Annotated in this window: 14 protein-coding genes; 8 read left to right on the top strand and 6 right to left on the bottom strand. The window is 61.0% G+C overall.

Annotated features, from left to right (window positions below):
- Positions 1–95: 95 nt before the first annotated feature.
- From CVS29_RS15970 to CVS29_RS15980, 3 genes are read left to right on the top strand one after another with little or no spacing between them, the layout of a single operon-like run.
- Complete coding sequence (locus tag CVS29_RS15970) at positions 96–824, top strand: hypothetical protein (RefSeq protein WP_146213085.1); 729 nt, start codon at positions 96–98, stop codon at positions 822–824.
- An 11-nt stretch (positions 825–835) separates the two neighbouring features.
- A complete protein-coding gene (locus CVS29_RS15975; RefSeq protein ID WP_110107325.1) occupies positions 836–2,140 on the top strand; it encodes an MFS transporter in 1,305 nt (434 codons plus the stop codon).
- Positions 2,137–3,150, top strand: a complete 1,014-nt coding sequence (locus CVS29_RS15980; protein WP_110107326.1) for a TolB-like translocation protein — start codon at positions 2,137–2,139, stop codon at positions 3,148–3,150. The genes CVS29_RS15975 and CVS29_RS15980 overlap by 4 nt, the downstream gene beginning before the upstream one ends.
- Before the next feature lie 16 nt (positions 3,151–3,166).
- On the opposite strand, the gene CVS29_RS15985 is transcribed toward CVS29_RS15980, so the two are convergent.
- The 4 genes from CVS29_RS15985 to CVS29_RS16000 all read right to left on the bottom strand — a co-directional run bounded on the left by CVS29_RS15985 (position 3,167) and on the right by CVS29_RS16000 (position 12,858).
- The gene (locus tag CVS29_RS15985) at positions 3,167–7,918 is read right to left on the bottom strand and encodes a DUF4082 domain-containing protein (protein WP_211315162.1); all 4,752 of its coding nucleotides are present in this window, start codon (positions 7,916–7,918) and stop codon (positions 3,167–3,169) included.
- A gap of 214 nt (positions 7,919–8,132) precedes the next feature.
- On the bottom strand, positions 8,133–9,161 hold the full coding sequence (locus CVS29_RS15990; protein ID WP_281268051.1) for an NAD-dependent epimerase/dehydratase family protein: 1,029 nt from the start codon (positions 9,159–9,161) through the stop codon (positions 8,133–8,135).
- Positions 9,158–11,839 carry an alpha/beta fold hydrolase gene (locus tag CVS29_RS15995; protein WP_245932289.1) on the bottom strand — a complete coding sequence of 894 codons (2,682 nt, stop codon included), beginning with the start codon at positions 11,837–11,839 and terminating at the stop codon, positions 9,158–9,160. The genes CVS29_RS15990 and CVS29_RS15995 overlap by 4 nt, the downstream gene beginning before the upstream one ends.
- Positions 11,833–12,858 (bottom strand): 3-oxoacyl-ACP synthase III, encoded by a 1,026-nt coding sequence (locus tag CVS29_RS16000; RefSeq protein ID WP_110107327.1) that lies wholly within the window; start codon positions 12,856–12,858, stop codon positions 11,833–11,835. The genes CVS29_RS15995 and CVS29_RS16000 overlap by 7 nt, the downstream gene beginning before the upstream one ends.
- 252 nt (positions 12,859–13,110) lie before the next feature.
- On the opposite strand from CVS29_RS16000, the gene smc reads away from it, so the two are divergent.
- Positions 13,111–16,734, top strand: a complete 3,624-nt coding sequence (gene smc, locus CVS29_RS16005) for a chromosome segregation protein SMC (protein WP_179442434.1) — start codon at positions 13,111–13,113, stop codon at positions 16,732–16,734.
- Positions 16,735–16,783: 49 nt separating this feature from the next.
- Here smc and CVS29_RS16010 read toward each other — a convergent pair whose 3' ends face one another.
- Entirely contained in the window at positions 16,784–18,010 is a 1,227-nt protein-coding gene (locus tag CVS29_RS16010) for an MFS transporter (RefSeq protein WP_110107329.1), read from the bottom strand.
- A 108-nt stretch (positions 18,011–18,118) separates the two neighbouring features.
- Between CVS29_RS16010 and ftsY the strand changes: the two genes are divergently transcribed.
- The 4 genes from ftsY (at position 18,119) to CVS29_RS16030 (ending at position 21,749) form a co-directional block, all read left to right on the top strand.
- Positions 18,119–19,324 carry a signal recognition particle-docking protein FtsY gene (gene ftsY, locus CVS29_RS16015; RefSeq protein ID WP_110107330.1) on the top strand — a complete coding sequence of 402 codons (1,206 nt, stop codon included), beginning with the start codon at positions 18,119–18,121 and terminating at the stop codon, positions 19,322–19,324.
- A gap of 268 nt (positions 19,325–19,592) precedes the next feature.
- Positions 19,593–19,799, top strand: a complete 207-nt coding sequence (locus tag CVS29_RS16020; RefSeq protein ID WP_110107332.1) for a hypothetical protein — start codon at positions 19,593–19,595, stop codon at positions 19,797–19,799.
- A 229-nt stretch (positions 19,800–20,028) separates the two neighbouring features.
- Complete coding sequence (locus CVS29_RS16025; RefSeq protein ID WP_110107388.1) at positions 20,029–21,414, top strand: ammonium transporter; 1,386 nt, start codon at positions 20,029–20,031, stop codon at positions 21,412–21,414.
- Positions 21,411–21,749: a P-II family nitrogen regulator gene (locus tag CVS29_RS16030; protein ID WP_110107334.1), complete on the top strand. Its 339-nt coding sequence runs from the start codon at positions 21,411–21,413 to the stop codon at positions 21,747–21,749. Before CVS29_RS16025 ends, CVS29_RS16030 begins: the two co-directional genes overlap by 4 nt.
- Positions 21,750–21,753: 4 nt before the next feature.
- Here the strand turns inward: CVS29_RS16030 and CVS29_RS16035 are convergent, their stop codons facing one another.
- Positions 21,754–23,247, bottom strand: coding sequence for a glucose-6-phosphate dehydrogenase (locus tag CVS29_RS16035; protein ID WP_110107390.1), 1,494 nt, complete (start codon positions 23,245–23,247; stop codon positions 21,754–21,756).
- Positions 23,248–23,301: the final 54 nt, after the last annotated feature.

Raw genomic sequence — 23,301 nt, forward strand, 5'->3', positions numbered from 1 at the left:
GACAATGAAAGAGGATGACGTCCGTCTATGAGGCGGACGATTTGTTTGTGGCGGGGACTTCTCCCTCGGGGTGGCCCGAAAGGCTTGGTGAGACCATGAAAGCACGAAAACTGCTCTTTCTTGGGCTGGGACTAGCGGTAATCATCTTTGCTGGAGCTATTACCTTGAACCTTCTGCCTGGAAAGCAATCCGGGGTTCAGGGAGACGGATCCGCCGCCGCACCACCGGTTTCCCAGAGTGCGTCTCCTGCGAATCCGCCAGCCGCAAATCAGTCAAGCAAGGCATCGGCCACTGCCCAGAGTACTGCGCCAGCCACAACTGCCAGCCTCAAACCCAAGATCACCCTGCCCGTTGAAGGGGGAGGGCCAGCTCTGAGCCCAGATCCGGGCCGTCCATTGGAAGTCAATAGTCCAGCCCCCTCAGCAACTCAAGTACTTCTTCCCAGTTCGAAACCGCAGCTACCTCTCGTGGTGGCACCGTTGCCACAGTCTGCGGATGCGGCAGGGAAATTGGCGCCGGGGTATCCAGAGCAGGCACTCCCGGCACTTGAGGGATCAAAAATCATTAGCAGCTCTGTCAGCCCCCAGAACGCCATCTTGCAAACCAGCCTGGTTGCAAACACCGCCCGCGAGCCGCTGGCAGTGAAGGCTTTCTATCAGGCTCACTTTGCGCCGCTGGGTTTTGGTAGTACAGACGCACCGGCCTCGGCCGGTTCAACGGCAACGTGGTTTACCCGTGGAACTGACAAAGTCACCGTAACAGTCACACCCATCAAAGGTGGAGCTTCCTATATTGTCTACGGCGTGCTGCACGCCGGAAAATAGGATCACTACACATGTATCTGTCCTTTTCTGACCGTAAAGGCGGCAAAGCCGCACAAGCGTGGCCTTCCAGTACGCCCTTCAAGATTTCCCCAGTGATCATTTCGCTGGGGATCGTGAGCATGTTTACCGATATTTCCTCGGAATCTGTAGCAGCTGTGCTCCCGCTGTACATCACTGGTGTTCTGGGGCTGTCCATGGTGGCTTATGGCTTCCTGGACGGCATCCACCAAGGTATCTCAGCCATTGTCCGCATTGGTGCCGGATGGACGGCAGACCGCGGCGACCGGCACAAGGCGATCGCCGTTCTCGGCTACGGCCTATCAACTTTCGCCCGGGTGTGGCTGCTCTTTGCAACAGGTTTTGGTGCCATTACAGCAGTCATTGGCCTGGACCGAATTGGCAAAGGTATTCGCACGGCACCCCGGGACGCCATGATCACCGAAGCGGCCCAGCCTGAACACCTGGCCCGGAGCTTTGGTGTGCACCGAATGCTGGACACGGTAGGTGCCACTATTGGCCCCCTGCTGGCGTTTATAGTGCTGCTACTGATCCCTAACGGCTACCACACCGTCTTTGTCGTGTCCTTGGCCTGTGGTGTTCTTGGTCTAGCAGTGCTGGGACTCCTTGTTCCAGGCCGGCGGCAAAGGGTGCTGGAGAAGCAAGCAGCTATAGCGGACACTGCTTCGCAGGCTGTTTCTCGCGCGCCCTTCGCATGGCGTGAACTGAACAATCCCCAGATGCGCCGGCTACTCCTGCTGGCAGGGATATTGGGGCTGGTCACTATAGGTGATGGCTTCATCTACTTGGTCTTGCAAAGCAAGGCCTCGTTTGCAGCAACATGGTTTCCCTTGCTCTATGTTGGGACCAACCTCGCTTATTTGGTGCTCGCAGTGCCGCTGGGCAGATTGGCGGATCGGTGGGGGCGCTTGAGGGTTTTTATCGCAGGACACGGAGCCCTGCTCGCAGCCTATCTGTGTGCGGTACTGCCCGCCACAGGAGCAGCATTCACTATTGGCGCCCTTCTGCTACTTGGCGTCTTCTACGCTGCCACTGATGGTGTTCTGGCAGCTTTGGCCGGTCAATTCTCGCCGGAAGCCAGCAAAGCCAGCGGCATTGCGGCTGCGCAGACGGTGGTTGCGGCCTCACGCTTCTTCGCCTCCGTTGGATTCGGCACCTTGTGGTTCATGCTTGGTCGTGAACATGCCATGGTGGTTGCCGCCGTGGCGCTGGCAGCCGCATTGGTTGCGGCCGTGATCCTTGTCCGCAGACTTTTACCTGGGGCTAAAAGCGGAGACTCCGCCTTGGATGCCGTATGAGTGCGCGGACCCGTATGGCATGGCTGGCTGCCATCACCATAGTGGTGCTGGGGGCTGCTGTCATCTACGCCTTGTGGTCCTACAACCAGTATCAGCTGCGTGCGCAGAGTGCCTCAGGAGTGGCGCTTTCAACGGATGAGACCTGGCACACCGGCCCGCGCATCATTTTTAGAAACACCGCGCCGGGTAGCGGATATGGGCACGTAGCCATGGTCCCACTGGAAGAGCCTGCGGGGCCCCGGACCGTCACCGAGGCGGTCTGTGACAGGGTATATGCGGCCGCAGGAACCCAAATGTGCCTGCGGACCAACGCCGGTATTGTGACAACCTTCCAGGCGGTGCGGTACGACTCGCAGTGGCGCGAACAACAGGACTATCCGTTGCCGGGAAATCCCAGCCGGGTGCGGGTCTCATCTGATGGGCAACTTTTCGCTACAACTGTTTTTGTCACGGGCCATGCCTATGCGCCGGCAAGTTTTTCCACTGCCACAGTCATTACCAAAACGGCTGGGGGAGATCATGGCAACCTGGAGGACTTCACCTTGCTGGTTGATGGGGCGCCCATAGCCCCCGTAGACAGAAATGTGTGGGGTGTCACCTTTACTCAGGACCAGAACACCTTTTATGCCACTGCCGCCTCGGGCCAGAAGACATGGCTGGTACGGGGCGATCTTGCACAACGGACCCTGACGTCATTGCGAGAAAATGCTGAGTGCCCCTCACTTTCCCCCGATGGGACAAAGATCGCGTTCAAAAAGAACCTCAAGCCTGGGCCCACACCTTTTTGGAACCTGGCGGTGCTGGAGTTGGACAGCAATACGGAAACCCTTCTGGCGCAGCCGCGCAGCATAGATGACCAAGCGGAATGGCTCAATGATTCAACACTCCTGTACGGGCTGCCTCGTGAAGGAGCCGTAGGGGATGAAGATGTTTGGTCGGTGGGGATCGAATCAGGTGCAGTGCCGGAACTTTTGATTGAGCATGCCTGGTCGCCGTCGGTACTTCGATAATCGGTGCGGGAGCTAATCAGTGCGGGACGCTGAACACCACGTCAACGAAGTAGTTTGTAGCGTTCCAGGAATTCACGGGCATCGCGCCTCCGGAGCCGTACATGTACAGGCCGTTGCTGCCAGCGCTCACGCTCAACGGGCCCTGCGTAAAAGCAGTGGCGAAGAATGCGCCAGTTGAGGAATAGGCGCCGTTGGGGGCGTAGTAGGAAACCGTGTAGCTGCCTCCTGCCGTCAGGGACACCGGGGTAGCAAGAACAGCCGTTTGCCATCCCGAAGTTGTTTCATTGGTGAAGTTAGCCGTGGCCAGCCGGTTTCCAACCGAATCCCACAGGGACCCCGTGTGGGCCCCATTATTGCCAATTCCCTTGAAGAAGCGGATGGCAGTAACGGAACCTGCCGTTGCGGGCGTAAAGCTAACGCCCAGTTCAATGGCCGAGCTGTCATCAGTATTGGACAAAACATCCGGCGTCAAGGATCCAAAAAGGCTGCTGCTGGTGCTGTTCGCGGCCACTGTCCTAAACGTCCAGCTCGTTGCGGCTAGCGCAGCGCCCTGAGCCGAAACAAGGTTATCCAAGGAAACCGTGATGGCGGAGTCCGGAGGCAAAGCGGCAGCAGGGGTGAAGTTGAGAGTCTTACCGGAATTACTGGCCGTCACAGTGCCCGCTACGGGACTTGTCCCGGCCAGTACAGTCACGGAGTAGCCGGCTGCTGGGGGGCTGGAGAACGTGGCGGAGAGGGCCGAGGTGACAGGCTGATCCAGCGCCCCAGAAACAGGCACTGTCGATAGTAGCTGCAGCGGCAAAATTGTGGCTACTGGTTCGAAGCTCACATCAACCAAGTAACTACTGGAGGAAGTCTTACCCGGGAAATCGGAGGTATAGGAGTACCGCCCCTGACCAGCAGAGACGTGGAGCGGGCCCACAGAGACATCGTTGCCGTAGCCGCCTGGACTGGCGGAATAAGTGCCTACCGGGTTCGTGTAGGCGGCAATGTACTCTGCCCCGGCCGAGACAGGCACGGGGCTGGCCAAGGTCAGGGTCTGCCACCCGGCAGAGTTTTCTCCAGAAAAGGTGCCGCTGCCAAGAACTGCACCAGCGAGCGAGTACAGCGTGCCCTGATGAGTTCCGCTGTTGCCCGGTCCTTTGTAAAACTTGATGGCGGTGATTTTGCCATTGGTGGAGGGGCTGAACCTTACGCCCAATGACAGGGGAGTTCCATCGGCAATGGAGAGCACGGCGGGTGTGGCACTGTCCTGATACAGGCTGCACGGGCACGCGCCTACTGCGGTGTCAGCATTGGCCGTGGTGATGGTCCACGAGGCACCCTCCGCAACATTCTCACCCGTGGTAGCCGTGGCGCTGAGCGTTGCTGTGTAGCTTGTGGCATTGGACAGCGCGGCCGACGGCGTGAAGGTGGCCCGGCGGGATCCGGGGTCGTAGCTGGTTGTCCCTGCAACGCTCACCCCCGCGGCAGTTTTGAGCGCGATGGCAACGGTATTCGCAGTGACAGCTTTTGAAAGCACCGTGCTGAGTGTTGTATCAACAGGCACGCTTCCCGCACCCGCAATGGGCTGCTGGTTTCCGGCGCTCAGTGGCGTAAATACAGGGTTGAACACCACATCGACAAGGTAGCTGCTAGAGGAGCTGTTGGTGGGGAAATCAGAGGTGTAGGAGAACCGCCCCTGCCCGGAGGGGACATGGAGAGGGCCACTATTAGAGTCATCGGCGTAGGCTCCCGGAGTTGCAGAGTACGTGCCTTCAGGGTTCGTATAGGCGGCAATATATTCAGTTCCGGCCGTGACCGGAACGGGAGAGGCAAAGGTGGCGCTCTGCCAGCCGGTAGTGCTTTCGGCAGTAAACGTGACGGTGGCCAACACGGCGCCGTTGCTGCCGTATAAGGTGCCGGTGTGCGTGCCGGTGTTACCTGGGCCCTTGTAGAACTTAATCCCATCGATGGTTCCCTTGGCTGTGGGGCTGAACTTCACACCCAGCGCCAAGGGAACACCATCGGCGATGGCGAGCACGGCGGGTGTGCTGCTGTCTTGATACATGCTGCAGGGGCAGTTGCCAGCCGTAGCATCCGGGAGCACCGTTTTGAACTGCCATGTCTTTCCCACTGACACGGGCATGCCATTGCTGCTGGCTGAGATGGTGGCTGTGTAGCTGGCGTTTTGTGCCAGTGCCGTGGCCGGTGTGAACAACGCAATGCGCGTTGCCGGGTTGTAGCCCGTAGTTCCAGTAACGCTGGCACCGGCCGAGGTTTTCAGCGAGATGTTGACGGACGCTGCATTGACATCCTTGGACAGTACAGCACTGACCGCCGTGGTGACGGGCACGCTGGATGCGCCATTGGCGGGTTGCTGTGCGGTGGCTGACAAAGGAGAGTTGTCGGTGCTTTCAAAGACGGCGTCCACAAAGTAGTTGCTGCCTTCGTAGCTGTCGGTGGGGAACTCTCCGGAGGTGTTGTACACCCCCGCAGCCGGTGAGCCGAAGCCACCTGCAATACTGAGCGGGGCTGCCGTGGTGCCTCTGTAGTCCCAGAAACCGCTCTGGTAGGAGTAGCGGCCCTTCGGGGCAAGGTAGGAGACAACGTAGCTTTGCCCGGCGAGTACCTGGACCGGGGATACGAAGGTGGCACGTTGCCAGCCACTGCCACTTTCAGCGGTGAAGGTGGCCGTGGCCAACTGGGCCCCTGAGCTACTCCAAAGATAGCCGGTGTGAGTTCCCGTGTTAGCTTCACTCTTATAAAAGCGCACCCCGGAAATGAAGCCATTCTGGTTGGGTGTGACGCGCATCCCCAACATCAGCGAACCGTTGTCCCCGGAGTCCACTGTGGCGGGAACCGTTTGGCCCAGAGCGCTATAAGGACCGCCCACCTGGAGGTTTATCTGGGTGGGTGTGCCTGGATAGTTGGCGCTGTCATCGATGGCCCGTGCCATCAGTGCCACTGTGCCCACTCCGTGTTGGATGTAGCTGTAGCTCCAGTTGGTGGTCCCCGTTGCCGGATGCCAGCTGATTCCGCCGTCGCTTGAAAGTTCGACGCCGGCCACCACCCCGCCGGTGTCACTGGCGGTTCCGGTGACGGTGACCTTGGCACCGTTGGCGATGGCGGTCCCGTTAGTTGGAGAAGTGATCACGGCTACGGCCGGTGTTGTATCGGTGCTCTTGCTGGCGGCGTTCAAGGCGGGGTCTCTGGTTGCCGGTTGCGCCCCCATATCGGCCAATAAGTTTAGTTGTGCCTGACGCATCCGGACATCGGCACGTGCCCCGTCGCCGTCGTGCGTTGCATCCAAACCCCACGACCACTGAACGGACCCCGCGGAGAAGATCAATGCCCCAGCAGAGTTCTTGTACAAGGTGATGTTGTGTGTGGTGGTTCCGGGCTGCACCAGATTGCCGTAGTCCATGAGGTATTGGGGTGTTGGCCCCACAGTGGTGGACAGGCGGATCAATCCTTGGGGCCGGAAACCATTATCAATGTCCTCATTGGATTCATAACCTACGGTGTGGGGAGCCAAGGCGGCCTGGGTTCCGGGGGCCAGTTGGGTCAATGAGGTGTTGCGCCACAAGCGGGTCTTGCCTTCCGCTGCGGAGACAGTGACCGGAAGGTCAGTGTAGTTGGACATGTAGATGGTGCCGCTGAGCGCATTTTCTGGGATGCCGCCGCCATTGGCGGGTGAGGCAAAGCGGGGGTCACGCCACGTTCCCGTCCACTGATTGCTCGGATCTATTTTGCTGTTGGACCAGGTCTCCTTATAGGAAGTGATAGTGCGGTAGTTGCTGTTGTCCGTGGTGGACGGCTCGTAGCGCGTGCGCCAGTAGTCATCATTGCCGGAGAGGAATTGGAGGTTGAGACCAGCGTTGGCGGCTGCCTCAATGTTGCTGCGCTGGGCACCTGACCAGTATTCGTCATGGCCTACCGATAAGAACACCTTGTGGTTGCTCAGGAGCGAGCCGTACCTGTCAGTGTCCACACCGGATTGGTAGGCAACGTCATAGCCGTTTTGTTCTAAGTAACGCACCATGGCATATTCGCTGGCGAAGTAGAAGTCACGTCCGTCAACGTCACCTCGTGTCACCACAGGACGGTTGTAGCTGATTTTGAAGGCCCGCCCTATGTCAGCACCTTGGTAAAAATCCGCGCCTCCGTAGGTGTTGTAGGCCTGCCAGGTGGGGTCTGAGGTCTGGAAAACAACGTCGGCATGGCTGGCATCATTGCGCACCACAAAAACTATGTGACTCCTGCCGCCATCATCCTTGCGGGTCAGCAGGGCCACATAGACACCGGAGACTGCCGTGCTGGGGACGTTCCAGGTTGCGGACAAGCCCCACGTGCCACAGTCATAAAGCTGGGTGCTGACATCGCTGAGGCACTGTGGCTGAATCTGCGGAAGCGGAGCAGAGGGGATGATCGAGTCAATCTTTCGGGCACCGAGCCCGCCGTAGAATCCCGTGCGGTAGATGTCGATGGAGTAGGCCTTGGCATCAGTTTTGATTTTGAACCCAATGCTGGAACCAACATTGACGCTGATGTCAGTGGAGAATCCCTGAATGGAGTCATCGCCCGCCCCGTTAATGTCCCAAACTTGCGGATCTGTGCCTGGTTTGGAGTTTTCACAGGAGATCAGGTTGCTGCCGGGCCCGCAGGACTCGGCAGCTGATGCAGCAGCCACAACACCGCTCACCAAACCGCTGAACGCTAGAGCCGTGGCAGCAATTATTGCCAGTACGTGGCGGTGTCTAAGACCGGTGACTGCACGTAGTTTCAAGTTCGGACACCTATCTCCAGCGGCATGCCCGCCACACAGGCAGGCATGAAATAAAGTCCCGCCACCGAAGTGATGGCGAAAACCTCTTTCACCTGTGACGATAGGGTGCACACGTTGGGCTAATCAAGAGATAAGGCCACAAACAAGTGGTGTGGACGCAAAAGCAAGTAGTTGTTAGCGAAAAATATGCGTCATTATTACAGAGTCCGCATCATTACAGAGCTCGGTAGTGCTCTGCCAATCGGCTCAGTCCCTCGTCTAAGGACACCGCCGGAGTCCAGTCCAGCACGGCCTGCGTGTTCCGTTGATCAAACCAGTGGGCTGTGGAGAGTTGTTCGGCCAGGAAGCGGGTCATGGGCGGTTCGTCGTGCACCCATCCACGCGCCCCTGCAACAGTCCAGGCCTTTTCAATGACCGAGCCTGCGCCGCGGGCTAACCAGCCAGGTATGGAATAGCCAGGAGCGGGCACGCCGGCAGCCGCGCAGATCCCGGCAATGAGTTCACCTACAGGGCGGGGTTCGCCATTGGTGACCACCAGAGCCTGACCGTGAGCCTGATCCATCCGTTCAAGTCCGCGCACTATGGCCTCGGCGGCGTTGTCCACATAGGTGGTGTCGATGAGTGCGCGCCCGCCGTCCAAGAGCGGCAAGCGGCCTGTCCGCGCACGTTCCACCACGCGTTCCACCAGCTGAGTATCACCTGGACCCCAGACAACGTGGGGACGGATGGCCGTGACCCGAAATGCCGGGGAGTTCTGCGCCAGGGCAATTTCCTCAGCCGCAGCTTTGGACCGGGCGTAGTGACCGCGGGCCAAAGCCGGGTTAGCTGCCCCCGCGGTGGCGCCCACAATGGAACTGCCAAAGTGTGCCACTGAGGGGGAGGAGACAAACACAAAATCCCGCACACCCTCATGCTGTGCTGCTCTCAGCAGCTGGCGTGTGCCAACAATGTTGGTGGCGAGAAACTCATTCCACTCTCCGGTAAAGGAGACCTTGGCCGCCAAATGTACTACGGCGTCCATCCCCGCTACGGCGCGTGCCGCAACATCGGGGTCAGCAATGGAGCCCTGAATCGATTCCCACGGGGCTTGGACGGCCCGGCGTTGCAAGCTTCGGACAAGGTATCCACGCTCATGCAGGAGTTGGGCCACAGCCCGCCCCAGCATTCCACTGGTGCCTGTGACGAGCACCTTGCGCTGTGGAGAACTCCCCACATTGTGCGCCGGGGCAGCATCACCGATCACGGCTGGCCGGCTTTTTGCCCTGCCAGCAACCGTGCGGCCCAGCGTGAGAGCTTCGCCCTGTCGATCTTGGAGTTGTGCCGCACATCTGTGGGCATGGCGTCAATGGTGATCACGGCAGCCAACGGAAGTCCCACGGACAACGCCGCAGCACGCACTGCCGCCGCGAGCGGGGCAGCTGCCAACCCTGGACGCTTGATGGCGGGAGCAGTTTCTACGATCGCCACGGCAGCCTGAGTCCCCATGGGTCCAACGCCAACAACGGCAGCACGGGCAACTCCGGGCACTTGTTCCACCGCCTGCTCGCACGCCACAGGTGTTTTGACGCCGGTGGGGGTTGTGAGAATGTGCTCCATCCGGCCCTCAACCCACAGCCGGCCCTGCGCATCCAGATGCCCAACATCGCCTGTGCGGTGCCAGCCAGGAATGGAGGTGCTGTGAGTTTGCGTGATCCACAGGCGGTCGTAGCGTTCCTTGACGTGCGGAGCACGCACCAAAATCTCCCCGGTGACTTCGGCGGCGGTGGTGGGCGAAAGGTCAAGCCCTTGCGCCAGCACGGGCGCTATGGCAATGGCGGCGCCGCTGACAGGGGTTCCAACACACACACCATTGCCCGCCCCGGCCGCAAGAATGCCCGGTAAGTCAATATCGGTGACAGGCAGCGCTTCCGTCATGCCGTAGGGAGTGTGCAGAGCCGCATTGGTGGTCAGCTCCTGCACCTGGGTGAGTAGCCGTTGACCCAGGGGTGCACCTGCCGAGAGGAGAAGTTCGACGCCGGCCAGCACCTTCCGCAGGGCAGGCGTGAGTTCCGCAGCAGTGGCCACCACGTTCACAAGCGCGGCGGGGGAAGCGAACACCACTGTTGCATCAATGGCAGCGGCAGCTTCGGCCAAGGCTTTGGCGGTCAAGGTGCGCGGGGCGGTGACATCCATGTCGGGAGTGACAGTGGTGGCGCCCAAGGCCGGGCCAAGCAGGGCAAAGGGGGCAAAACCGGCTACCAGTGACGTGCCCGCTTCAAGCCGGTAGGTGGCTTTAAGGGTGTCGCGCATGGCGGCCAGCCGGCGGTGTGTGTACACAACACCCTTGGCCGGTCCGGTGGAACCGGAGGTGAACAGCACTGCTGCATCGGCATCCGGTGCGGGGGTGCTAAAGGTGCTCGCATACCCGGCCAACCGGGTCACGCGACCATTGGCCAGTAACTGCGGAACCGTGCCGGCAACCTTAAAGAGGGCTTTCTTGGCTGTTGCTGTGGCAGGTGGGAAATCTTCAGCGGCAATCCTAATGCCGGGCCAGTTGTACAGACGGGCACCAGCCAAAGCACGTTCAATCCCAATCAGGAAGTCAGGCCCGGCACCCTTGATGGCGCGGCTGAGCCCCTTGGTGCCCAGCCCCGGGTCGGCCACCACAATGACGGCGCCCAGACGCAGGCAGGCGTAGATCAAGGTAGTTAGATTGATGCCCGGCGGCACCAGCAAACTGACCCTGTCTCCGGCCTTGACACCGAGTTCACGCAGTCCTGCCGCGAGATCGTCCACATCGCAGGAGAGCTGCGCCCAGCTCAGCGAACGTGTTCCGCCGTCGGTCAACATATCCACCACCGCGGTGCTGGTATCGGCAGTGCGGGCATCGAGCTCGGCCAGCATAGGGACATACTCCGTGTTCGTGCTGTCCTTGGTGGTGGCTTGCTCAAGGGATGCGGCTTGATCAGATGTCGGGAAACGCTGCGCCAGCCAGGTGAATGTTGGTGCCGCTATGTCACGATCTTCCTGGACCAGGTGGCTGGCACCTTCAAAACGGTGCACATCGGCGTGGGGCAGGCGCGTGATCAGATCTCGCAGGTATCGATCTGAGAAGACCGGGTCCTTGGGGCCCCACATCATCAGGGCAGGCACGCCAAGGGAACGGATATCAGAGGACACAGCATCCAGTGCAGCCCAGGACGGGTGCTCTGGCGTTGCCGGAATATCGGCCACAAAATTACCTACCCCGGCACGCCGGGCCACGGAGCGGTACGGGGCCATGAATGCTGCGCGGACCTCCGTGCTCAGGGTGGGCGCAGCGAGTCCGTGCGTGACACGCAAAAAGGCGGAAGTGGTGCTGGTGCCCCACTGGTGGACGGCGGGGTGTAGGGCAAGTTTTAGAGCTGGCGGAAGGGTGAAACCTGCCGGGTGCACGGCCGTGTTGGTCAGTACCACGGCGGCCAGCTGGTCCTTGTGCCGGGTGGCCCAGCCCAGGGAAATGATGCCGCCCCAGTCGTGTCCCACACTCACCACAGGCCCGGTAAGGCCCAGTGCGGCGGTGAAGTCAGAGAGGTCGTTGATGCGGTCCTCGAGGCGGCGGAAGGTGCCCGTGCGCTCGGAGAATCCCATATCCAGCTGGTCTACGGCGATGACGCGCCACGGGCCGCCAGCGGCAAGAGTTTCGGGGGAGGTAGCCCCGGCCAGGAGGGTGCGCCACAGATAAGACCACGTGGGATTGCCGTGCACGCACAGCAGGGTGCCTCGAGGGGCCTTGCCGGTGGCCAGCACGTCGGACTCATTGTCCAGGTAGTGCCATTGCCTGCTGGTGCCTACAGGATCAACGGCGGACGTGGACGGGACCGTGAGTACCTGCTGCCACGCTGGAGAGACACCGGGCCATGGTTGGGACACGGCCGTGTGCTCGGAAGTCACTGCTACCACGCAATTTCCATCATGGCGGTGTTCAAGCCTGAGCCCACACCCATGCACAGGACCCGATCGCCACGGTTCAGGCTCTGGGATTCCTGCGCCAAGGTCATGGGCAGCGAGGCTGGGCCCACATTGCCCCATTTGGGGAATGTGATGGGCACCCGCCCCTTGACCAGATTCACGGCCTTGATGATGGCGTTGGTGTAAGAGTTGGAGACCTGGTGGGTGACGTAGCGGTCCATGGAGCGCCAGTCCCAGCCGTCGGTGTGGGCCTCATGCCAGGCATCAGTGACCAGTTCCAGACCATTGTCCAGCAGTCCTTTGGTGTCTGTGAACATGCCGTCAGGCCCGCCCACACACAGCTGGTGGTGCTGCGTGCCGGCACGGGAGACGCCGCCCACTATGCGGTGACCTTCGGGATGCAGATCTGCCGGGCCAATAACGGCAGCGGCCGCGCCGGAACCCAGCGTCAAGGTGGCGAATTCTTTGAGATAGTCCTCACGGGTGGAGGTTTCCGCGTTCAGACGGTTGAAGGTATTTTCCTGCGTGGCCTGGGCGTCCTCGCCCGCCACCACCAAGGCGTACTTGATCTGGCCGGAGTCGATCATGTTCGCAGCCAAGGTCATTCCGTTGACGAAGCCCAGGCAGGCGTTGGCCACGTCAAAGTTCATGGCCGAGGAGGGTAGCCCCAAACCGTTGTGCACCTTCACGGCAACGGAGGGTTCAAGATTGCGTCGAGTGACGGAGGTATTGATCAGCAGGCCCACCTGGCCCGGTTCAATCCCGGCCTCGGCCAGCGCCTTGGCACCAGCCTCAATGGCGGCGTCGTCAAAGTCTGTGCCCGGGGCCCACCAGCGGCGTTCCTCCACACCGGCCACACGCTCCAAGAGCCGTTTGGAGAGGCGCAGACGTTTCAGGCTCGGGGCTAGACGGGCGTCGAAGTCACTGGATTTGACAACAATCGGAGCCTCAATGCTGGAAACAGCAAGCAAGGCGGTGTTGTGGTGACGAAACGTAGCGTTGCCGATCAAGTTCCAGCCTTTTTCTTAGGTATCAAGTGTTCAACGTCACCGGAAAAACCAGTGACTTTGCCTTGATATGTGCTAGAACGCCTGAGGACGGCACCCATACATATCAAGACCCACCCTTAACTATGCACCTTGAGGGGTGTTCACGCACATACGCCACAACGTATACACGGATCTAGGCGCCCGGGTGGGATGGGGAAATTCACGGTAGATTGGCTTGTGAGAAACACACCCGGCGCAGGAGAAGAAAACAGTTTGCATCTAAAAAGTCTTTCCGTGCGCGGATTCAAGTCCTTCGCGTCGGCCACCACTTTTGACTTTGAACCCGGTGTGACAGCTGTTGTGGGCCCCAATGGTTCGGGGAAATCCAATGTGGTTGATGCTCTTGCCTGGGTCATGGGGGAGCAGGGTGCCAAGACGCTGCGCGGTGGAAAAATGGAAGACGTTATTTTTGCCGGTACTTCCGGACGTCCGCCTTTGGGCCGCGCCCAGGTCTCACTCACCATTGACAACAGCGACGGCGCCCTGCCGATCGACTATGCCGAAGTCACCATCTCACGCACCCTGTTCCGTGCAGGCGGCTCCGAATACGCCATCAATGGGACCTCCTGCCGCCTTCTGGACATCCAAGAGCTCCTCTCCGATTCGGGGCTGGGCCGTGAAATGCATGTCATTGTGGGTCAAGGCCAGCTGGATAGGGTGCTGCACGCCACCGCTGAGGATCGCCGCGGCTTCGTTGAAGAAGCCGCCGGAATCCTCAAACACCGCCGCCGCAAAGAAAAAACTCTCCGCAAGCTTGATGCCATGGGCGCCAACCTGGCCAGGCTCAATGATCTGACGGGGGAGATCCGCCGCCAGCTGACACCTTTGGGCAAACAGGCGGCTGTGGCCAGGCGTGCACAAACCGTGCAATTTGATGTCAGGGACGCCAAAGCTCGCCTGCTGGCTGATGATCTTGTGAGCCTGACACAAACCGTGGCACGCGATGAAGCAGCAGAACTATCCCTCAAGAACCGCCGCGAACAGGTGGAGCAGGAACTACAAGCAGCCCGGGAGAAGCAGGCGGCACTGGAACAGGAAGCCGCAGCCGCCACACCCGTCCTGAACGCGGCACGGGATAACTGGTACCAGTTATGTTCCTCCCGCGACCAGCTCAAGGCGCTGGGAATGCTCGCCGCAGAACGCCGGCGTCATCTTGGAGCCACGGAGACGGCGCCGGACCCCAGCCGAGACCCGGACCGCTTGGCTGAACAAGCAGCACGGTTGCGTGAAGAGGAAGCCGAGCTGGATCTTGCCTTGGAGGAGCGCCGCTACGGGTTAGAAACAGCCATGGAAATCAAGGAAGATGCCGAGGCTGCCGTGCGGGGTGAAGAGCAGCGAGTGCGGGATCAACTCCGTGCCACCGCCGACCGCCGCGAAGGCTTGGCCCGGTTAGCCGGTCAGGTTGCCTCCGCCCGTTCACGGTTCGAATCGGCTGAAGCCGAAATTGGCCGGCTGCACCACAGCAAGGCTGCCGGCGCCGAACGGCACACCCAGGCGGCGGCGGAGTTTGCCGCCCTCGAATCCCAGGTAGCCGGAGTAGAAGAGGGGGAGGAACGCCTCGATGCCGATTACGAGGACGCAGCCGCAGCCCTTGAGGAAGTGGACACGGCGCTTGAGGCGCTCACCCGCGAGCAGCTGGCTGCCGAGCGGGCCCGCGAGTCCCTGACCGCCCGCCGCGATGCGCTTGCCGTGGGGCTGCTGCGCAAGGATGCCAGTGCCCAACTACTCGAAGCCCGCCCGGACGGTGTCATGGCCTCCATGGCTGCGCTCATCCGGGTGGTGCCCAGCCATGAAAGCGCCATCTCTGCGGCCTTGAATGCAGCCTCCGAAGGGGTTGCGGTCACGGGACTTTCCGCGGCACTGTCTGCGCTGGAGCTGGTTAAAACGCACGAGGGTGGCCGGGTCACCCTCGTGCTCGCCGGGCCAGCCCGCGCTGATGAGCAGCCGGCGGAGCTGGTCCGATTGCAACAAGTGGCAGCTGCTGCCGCGGCTGCCATTCCCGGCGCGCTGCTGGGACGTGCACAGGCTGATGGCCCCGCGGAGCTGGCACAAACTCTCGACGCCTTGTTGGCAGGGGTTGTGCTGGTCCCCGATGCGGCTGCAGCCCAGGAAGTTCTGGCCCGGGATACTGCGCTGACGGCAGTCACGGCTGACGGTGACGTGTTCACCCAGTGGTGGATTCAGGGCGGCTCAGCCGTGGCTCCGTCGCTGCTGGAATTGCAGGCAGCGGTGGATGAGACCGAAAGTGCACTGGCGCAGGCCACGGCCCGCGGCGAGCAGTCCCGTTTTGCGCTTGCAGGCTTGCAGGGGCGCAGGGCCGCCCTGGCTCAGGCGGCGGAAACCTCCCTGGCCGCACTCAACGAGTCCGACGCGCGGCTGGCAGCCGTGGCTGAACGTCTGGGCCTGCTGGGGGCCACGTTGCGTTCGGCTGCAGGAGAGTCTGAACGTCACGCCCAGGCCGTCCACGGGGCAACCGCCAACCTTGAACGCGAACAACACGCACTGACGGAGATAGCGGCACGGCTGGCCACAGCGCAACAGGCCCCGGCCGGCCTTGAACCGTCCATGGATGAGCGCGATTCCCTGGCTGCGGCAGCCACGGCTGCCCGCGCGGTGGAGCTGGAAACCCGGCTCTCGCTGCGCAGCACCGAAGATGCCCTCACGGCTACGCGCAACCGGGCGGCGGCGCTGGAACGGGCGGCCGCCACGGAGCGGGCAGCTCGGGAGCAGGCGGCGCAGCGGGCCCGGCGTCGGCTGTTCCAAGCGAAGAAGGCCTCCGCCGTGGCGCTGGCAAGCCACCAAGTTCTGGTGCTTGTGGAAGAGTCCATCGCCTTGGCCGAACAGGTCCGCGATGAAGCCGAGGAGCAGCGGGCGGGCCGTGACGTGGAATTGATGAGCGTTCGCAGTGCCACGGTGGAGGCTCAGAAGGAGCTGGCGCGGCTGACCGATTCTGTGCATAAGGACGAGCTGGCACGTGCCGCCCAGAAGCTGCGAATTGAAACGCTGGAAAACAAATCCATTGAGGAACTTGGGCTCAGCGTGGACCACCTCCTTGCAGAATATGGCCCCCAGACGCTGGTTCCGCTGGGCCCCGGTGAGGTTACGGACAAATGGGCGGCACTGCGCATGGCCGTGGATGAGGACGGCAACCAAGTCCGTGAAGGAACCCCGTTTGTGCGCGACGAGCAGGAAAAGCGGCTCAAACGGGCCGAACGGGATCTGTCAGCCCTGGGCAAGGTCAACCCGCTCGCCCTGGAGGAATTTGCGGCGTTGGAGGAACGCCACCAATTCCTGTCCGCCCAGCTAGAAGACCTGAAGGCCAGCCGCCGGGACCTCATGGACATCATCAAGGAAGTGGACGCCCGCGTTGAAGAGGTCTTCACGGCCGCCTACGCGGACACGGCTATCCAATTTGAGCGCGTCTTTGCCCGGCTCTTCCCCGGCGGCGAGGGCCGCCTGGTGCTGACTGATCCCACGGAAATGCTGACCACAGGGATTGAGATTGAGGCGCGGCCCGCAGGCAAGAAGATCAAGCGCCTCTCCCTCCTCTCAGGTGGCGAGCGCTCGCTGACGGCCGTGGCGCTCCTGGTGGCCATCTTCAAGGCCCGGCCATCACCTTTTTATGTCATGGACGAGGTCGAGGCGGCGCTCGATGACACCAATCTGGGACGGCTCATCAGCATTCTTGAGGAACTGCGTGAATCCAGCCAGCTGATCATCATTACGCACCAAAAACGCACCATGGATATTGCTGACGCACTCTATGGGGTGTCCATGCAAGGCGACGGCGTCTCCACCGTCATCAGCCAACGCATGGACCGGGCTGCTGGAGCATAAACCCCGCGCGCTCGGTGCCGCTGCCGGGATAAGGCAAGTTCCACGGTGGCTAGGCCGGGTGGGTGTCCTTCGCCGGTAGCCACAGCACCATGGCTAGAAGTGCCACGGCCGTTGCCATGAGGAACGCCGGGCCGTAGGAGAAGGCGTCCACGAGCAGTCCCGCCGCGATGGGGCCAATGATGGCGCCCAGATCGGAGCTCATCTGGAAGGTGGCCAGGACCTTGCCGCCGGAGCGCTCGTTGCCTATTACATCCGCCACGGTGGCTTGCTGGGCCGGGCCCATGAGGCCGCTGCCCAAGCCTGCGATGGCTGATATCAAGAAGAACCAGAACTCATTACCGGTGAATCCGAGCGCGCCCATGGCGAGGCCGTTGACGGCTAGTCCGCTCAGAATCATGGGCTTGCGGCCCCAGGTGTCTGCCAATTTTCCGGAGAAAGTCAGGGCAACTCCTGTGCCGATGGCAAACACGGCCAAGGAAATGCCGGCTACCTCTGGACCGGCGCCCAAGGCGGCCGTGGCAAAGAGTGGCACCAGGGCCATGCGGAGGCCGAAAGCGGACCAGCCATTGGCAAAGGCGGAGCCCAGAACGGCGCGGTAGGTAGGCAGACCCAGAGCAACACGCAGCGGCAATACCTCTTTTTTGACGGCGGTAACAAGCCCCTTCCGGTTCGCTTGAGCAGAGGCCGCTGGCAGTTGCGTTGCCACCAGCACCGCCACCAGAACCAGGGCAGCGGCGTAGACCAGAAACGGCAGGGCCATGCCAAAGCCTGCAAGGAGTCCACCCACGGCGGGGCCGGCAATATTACCGAGCAGGAAGGAGCCTGAATACAGGCTAGATACCCGTCCACGTGCCTGGGGCGGGGCGAGCCGGATCAATAGGCCCATGGCCGCAACGGTGAACATGGTCGAACCAATGCCGCCCAAGCCCCTATAGATCAGCAGCTGCCAATAATCTTGTGCGAACGCACAGGCTGCCGAGGAGGCTGCCACGATGAGGATGCCCAGAATGTAGGTGCGGCGCTCGCCCATCCGTTCCACCAGCCAGCCGCTCAAGGGGGCAAAGGTCAAGCGGGTGAAGGCAAAGGCGCTGACAACCACAGCGGCGGCTGTCACGCTGACATCGAAGCTTTGTGCGAATTGCGGCAAAACCGGGGCCACAATGCCAAAGCCAATGGCAATCATGAAGGCGGCAGCCACCAGTACCTTGATCTCGCGGGGTAGCTTCGCTGCGGGCAGATCCTTGGCCTGTTTGGGCCGGCGTATAGACATAGACATCACTGACGAGTGTCCCACATGACGCGAAAATTGGTCCTGTGCCCACCCGTGAGGCCCCGGCAGTGAGGCTCTGCCCCGGGCGTGAGGCCCCCGTGAGAGACTAAGGGGGTGAATGAAACTCTTCCCATCCTCTTGTCCATCGTGGTTGTGCTCGCCGTCATTGGCGGTCTCGTACCCGTCTTCCTGAACGCTCGCCGGAACCGCCAGAACTACACCGGCCCCCGCGATGCCAATGACCCCGCCCCGCTGGATCCCACAAGTCAGGGGGACGCCCAAGGTGGCGGGACTCTGGTGGAGGACCGCCCGGAAACCATCGCTCCGCAGCCGGCCATTTTGCCGGAAGAATTGCTGGAGCCGCTTGCCCCTGCCGCCCCGTCGCTCGAGACCCCGCTGCCTGTTGAGGGCCGGTTGGTGCGCCTACGGGCGCGGCTGTCCAAGTCCAACAATGCGCTGGGCAAGGGCCTGCTGGCGCTGCTCTCCCGCGACACCATTGACGAGGACGTGTGGGAAGAGGTTGAGGAGACACTGCTGCTGGCCGACATCGGCACGGATTCCACCATGGAATTGGTGGACACACTGCGTGACCGCGTGAAGGTTCTGGGCGTGCGCAGCCCAGAGCACGTCCAGTCGATGCTGCGTGAAGAGCTCATCAAGCTCGTGGATCCCTCCATGGACCGCACACTGAACATCACCCGCCATGATGACCGCCCGGCCGTGCTCATGGTGGTGGGCGTCAACGGCGTGGGCAAGACCACCACCGTGGGCAAGCTGGCCCGCGTGCTGGTGGCCGAGGATAAGGACGTGCTGCTGGGTGCCGCCGATACTTTCCGAGCTGCCGCTGCCGAACAGCTGGCCACGTGGGGTGCGCGGGTGGGCGTTGCCACTGTGAAGTCCGACGTCGACGGAGCGGACCCTGCCTCCGTCGCCTTTGAAGCAGTCAAGGTGGGCATTGAGACGGAAGTGGACGTGGTCATGATTGACACCGCAGGCCGCCTGCAGAACAAGATCGGGCTCATGGATGAGCTGGGCAAAGTTAAGCGCGTCATTGAGAAGCAGGCCACGGTTGATGAGGTGCTACTGGTACTGGATGCCACCACGGGACAAAACGGTCTCACCCAGGCGAAGGTTTTTGCGGAAGTAGTTAATATCACCGGCATTGTGCTGACCAAGCTCGATGGCACGGCAAAGGGTGGCATTGTGGTGGCCATCCAGAAGACACTGGGAGTCCCCGTGAAGCTGGTGGGCCTGGGCGAAGGTGCCGATGATCTGGCCCCCTTTGACGCCGAAAGTTTTGTTGATGCACTTCTAAACTAATGGAATTGGCGGGAGTCCAAGACTCTGAGCCGAACAGCAAAAAATGTCCGCCACGGCGGGCATTTTTTGTTTAAACCGCCATCAGAGATTCTTACTCCGGGGGTCCGGTGCGGCGTGAGATTACCTCCGTGGGGTGCGGCAGGGGCGGCCTTGAAGTCAGCTGTTTGTGTGTCTCGGCATCCTTTTCGGGGAACGAATAATCTTTCATGGAGTAGCACTTGTTGAAAACGTTTAACGCACGAAGCGTCGAAAAACCGGGACGCTGCGCATGGCCACCGTGGTCCTGCGCCTGCGCCTGCGCCTGCTCAACCGAGGTGGCGCCGGCCTGCTCAGCCATTCGGCCCGCACAACGCTCATGCGCCGCAGCAGGAACATTGATCAAGAGCAGCGCAGCAAATTTGACGGTCTTAACGTGCGCGAAGGCGTCGCTGCCCACGGGATCAGTGAGGTCATGACCAAGGCCGGCATCGTCTAGCCACCCCGAACTCCCGGGAAGCGAACGGCTGGGGCAGTGAGCGGCTTGGCTGGAAACACGCCGGAAACGCTTTTGACGCGGTAAGTTAACTCCCCACCGCAAGACGTAACGCAGTGGAAACTTATTCCACGTCCGCGTGAAACACGCAGCAACTTTCATTGTAAGTGTCCACCATGCACAGCCCCGAAGACGCGGCAGGCAACAACTCTTGCAACGAAAGGCCAGCAACATGAATACTGGCGATACAGCATGGGTCCTAATCTCAGCAGCCTTGGTGCTGCTCATGACACCGGGGCTTGCATTCTTTTACGGCGGCATGACACGTGCCAAAGCCGTCCTAAACATGATGATGATGAGTTTCGGCGCCATTGGCGTTGTTGCCGTTCTTTGGATCCTGTTCGGCTACTCGGCTGCCTTTGGCACCGACCTTGGCGGGGGACTGCTGGGGAACCCCTGGGAAAAGCTGGGTCTGCGAGGAGTCCTGGACACCGGTGACGGCGCCCCATTGGTTGGCTCTGTCCCCGAAGTTGTCTTCGTAGGGTTCCAAGCAACCTTTGCCATCATCACCGTAGCGCTCATCACGGGGGCCATCGCGGACAGGGCAAAGTTTGGTGCCTGGCTGACCTTTGCCGCCATCTGGGTCACTGTGGTGTATTTCCCGGTGGCACATTGGGTTTTTTCCTTCACCGAGGATGCCAATGGCAAGCCGACGGGTGGATGGATAGGCCAAGGACTCGGAGCCATTGACTTTGCCGGAGGCACTGCTGTTCACATCAACTCCGGTGCCGCAGCCCTAGCGCTGGCACTTATCCTTGGCCGGCGTAAGGGATTCGGAAAAGATCCCAGCCACCGGCCCCACAACCTCCCCTTCGTGATGTTGGGTGCAGGGCTACTCTGGTTTGGCTGGTTTGGTTTCAATGCGGGGTCCGCGCTCGGTGCCAATGCCGTGGCTGGCTATGCCTGGATCAACACGCTTGCCGCACCTGCAGCTGCCATCCTTGGCTGGCTCTTGGTAGAGAAAATCCGTGATGGACACGCCACCTCACTCGGGGCAGCATCGGGGGCCGTGGCCGGACTTGTTGCCATCACCCCCGCATGTTCGGCAATAACGCCGCTATGGGCGCTGATGCTGGGGCTCTTGGCCGGGATGCTTTGCGCGCTAGCAGTCGGGTTGAAGTACCGTTTGGGGATTGATGACTCACTGGACGTTGTTGGGGTTCACCTGGTGGGTGGCCTCGCAGGGACCTTGTTCATTGGCTTGGCGGCTGATCCGAATTCACCCGCCGGTGGCCGGGGTCTGTTCCACGGTGGCGGGCTGGAACTTCTGGGCAAGCAGGCCATCGCCGCCGGGGCGGTTATGCTCTATTCTTTCCTCGCGGCCTATGCCATCGGGTGGATCATCAACAAGACCATGGGATTCCGCATCTCAACAGCCCACGAAGCTGCCGGAATTGACGTCTCAATCCACGCCGAATCCGCCTATGACTTAGGCGGCCGCGCCACGGGCAGCTTCCAACCACTCTCCGGAAAGAGGCCCGCTGCGGGTCAGTCCGGAACCGATCACCTCACACCAGGGCGCAAGTCCGCAACACAGGAAGCCACGGTGGACGCATGAAACTCATTACAGCCATCATCAGGCCGGAACAATTAGATGATGTCCGCAGCTCGCTTGAAAGTTATGGCGTGCAGGGGCTGACGGTCAGCTCAGCGCACGGTTATGGGCGCCAGCGCGGCCACACCGAAATCTACCGAGGTGCCGAATACGCTGTGGACCTGCATGCAAAAATTCGCATCGAGGTCTTGGCCACGGATGAGGTGGCCTGGGACTTGATGGACATTATTGTGGGCAGTTCCAATACGGGTAGTCCCGGAGATGGCAAAGTGTGGATGGTGGCCGTGCTGGAGGTTATGCGAGTGCGCACAGGTGAGAGGGGCACCGCAGCCATCTAGAGAGTTAGTCGTTACTGGTGGTCCAGGCCTGCGGGCCCGAGGAGCCGGCCGCATAGTTTTCCATGGGGACGGCTCCGGACGCCCAGGCGGCGAACGTCGGTTCCACGATCCGCCAGCACTCTTCGGCGGTATCGCCACGGACGGAGAGCAAGGGATCTGCGCGCAGGATCCCTTCCAATACTTCGCCATAGGGTAGGAGAGGGTCACTGCCCAGTTCTGCTTCCAACTTGACTCGGTCAAGGGTGAAGACATCTCCCGGGCCGTTGACATCGAGGTCCAAGACCAGCGTGTCCGGTCCGAAACCAATATGCAGGCGCGTGGGGGAGTCTGTGCCCTTGAAGCCGACGGGCAGATGAGGAACCGGTTTGAATGTGACGACCGCTTCCTTACGGGCGTTGCCTAGGGCTTTCCCTGAGCGCAAAATGAACGGCACTCCCGCCCAACGCCAATTATTTATGTACACTTCAACCTCTGCGAGGGTCTCGGTGTCATTTGCTGGGTCCACACCGTCTTCATCGATATAGTTCGGGACCTTGCGCTTTCCAATAGTTCCCGAAGTGTAACGCGCCCGGCGTGTGTACTCGGCCAAATCGTGACCGCTGCGGCCAATGCTGCTGGCTCTTAGTACGGTGGCAATGCTCGAGCGGACGTCTTGCTCACCCAACGTTGCCGGGGGTTCCATGGCCATGATGCCCATGACCTGCAGCAGGTGACTTTGGATCATGTCACGCCCTGCACCAGCATGATCGTAATAGCGGGCTCTGTTTTCCAGAGTGAGTGCTTCATCAAAGAAGATCTCTACCTTTTCAATGTGTTCCCCGTCCCACGAATGCTCCAACAGCCGGTTGGCAAAGCGCAGGCCCAAAATATTCAAAACTGTGGACTTACCCAGGAAATGATCCACTCGGTGGATGTGGTCCTCAGGAACCAAGGTGGCCAAGGTGGCATTGAGTGCGCGAGCCGATTCAACGCTGGAACCAAACGGCTTCTCCATAACCAACCGGGTGCCTTCTGGCAGATCCTCGGGAGTCAATGCCGTGCACGCTTTCTGGCTCACCGCCGGGGGTAGGGCAAAATACAGTGCCACTGGTCCGGGAATATCTTTGAGGAACTGGCCCAACGCTCCCTTGGCGGTCACATCAAGTTGGTGGTAGCTACTTCCCTCTTGGAGCTGGTGCAATTCTTTGATCCCGGTGTCCGTCGAAGCCCCGTCGGGTTCCATAGCCTCGGAAAAGCTGTCCTTAAGCCGGTCCTGCCACTGCTGCGGAGACCAATCATCACTGCCAGCTCCCACAAGATTGAGCCCCGGTGCCCGGCCCGAAGCAATCAGCCGGGCCACGCCCGGCAACAAGAGACGGCCTGTGAGATCTCCCGAAGCCCCCAAAATCACTAAAGTCTTGATCCGCCCGCCGGGGTCCGCAACTGAAGCCGGGGAACCGGCGTCGGGCTGGTTGGATTGTGTGGAGCGCTGATTGCTGGAAGCTGCAGTGTTTTTCATCACGTCTTCAGCATGCCACCAATTGGGGCCCTTTTCATGGTCTGGCACAAGCGC

It is taken from the genome of Arthrobacter psychrochitiniphilus (assembly GCF_003185915.1).
Lineage (GTDB): Bacteria > Actinomycetota > Actinomycetes > Actinomycetales > Micrococcaceae > Specibacter > Specibacter psychrochitiniphilus.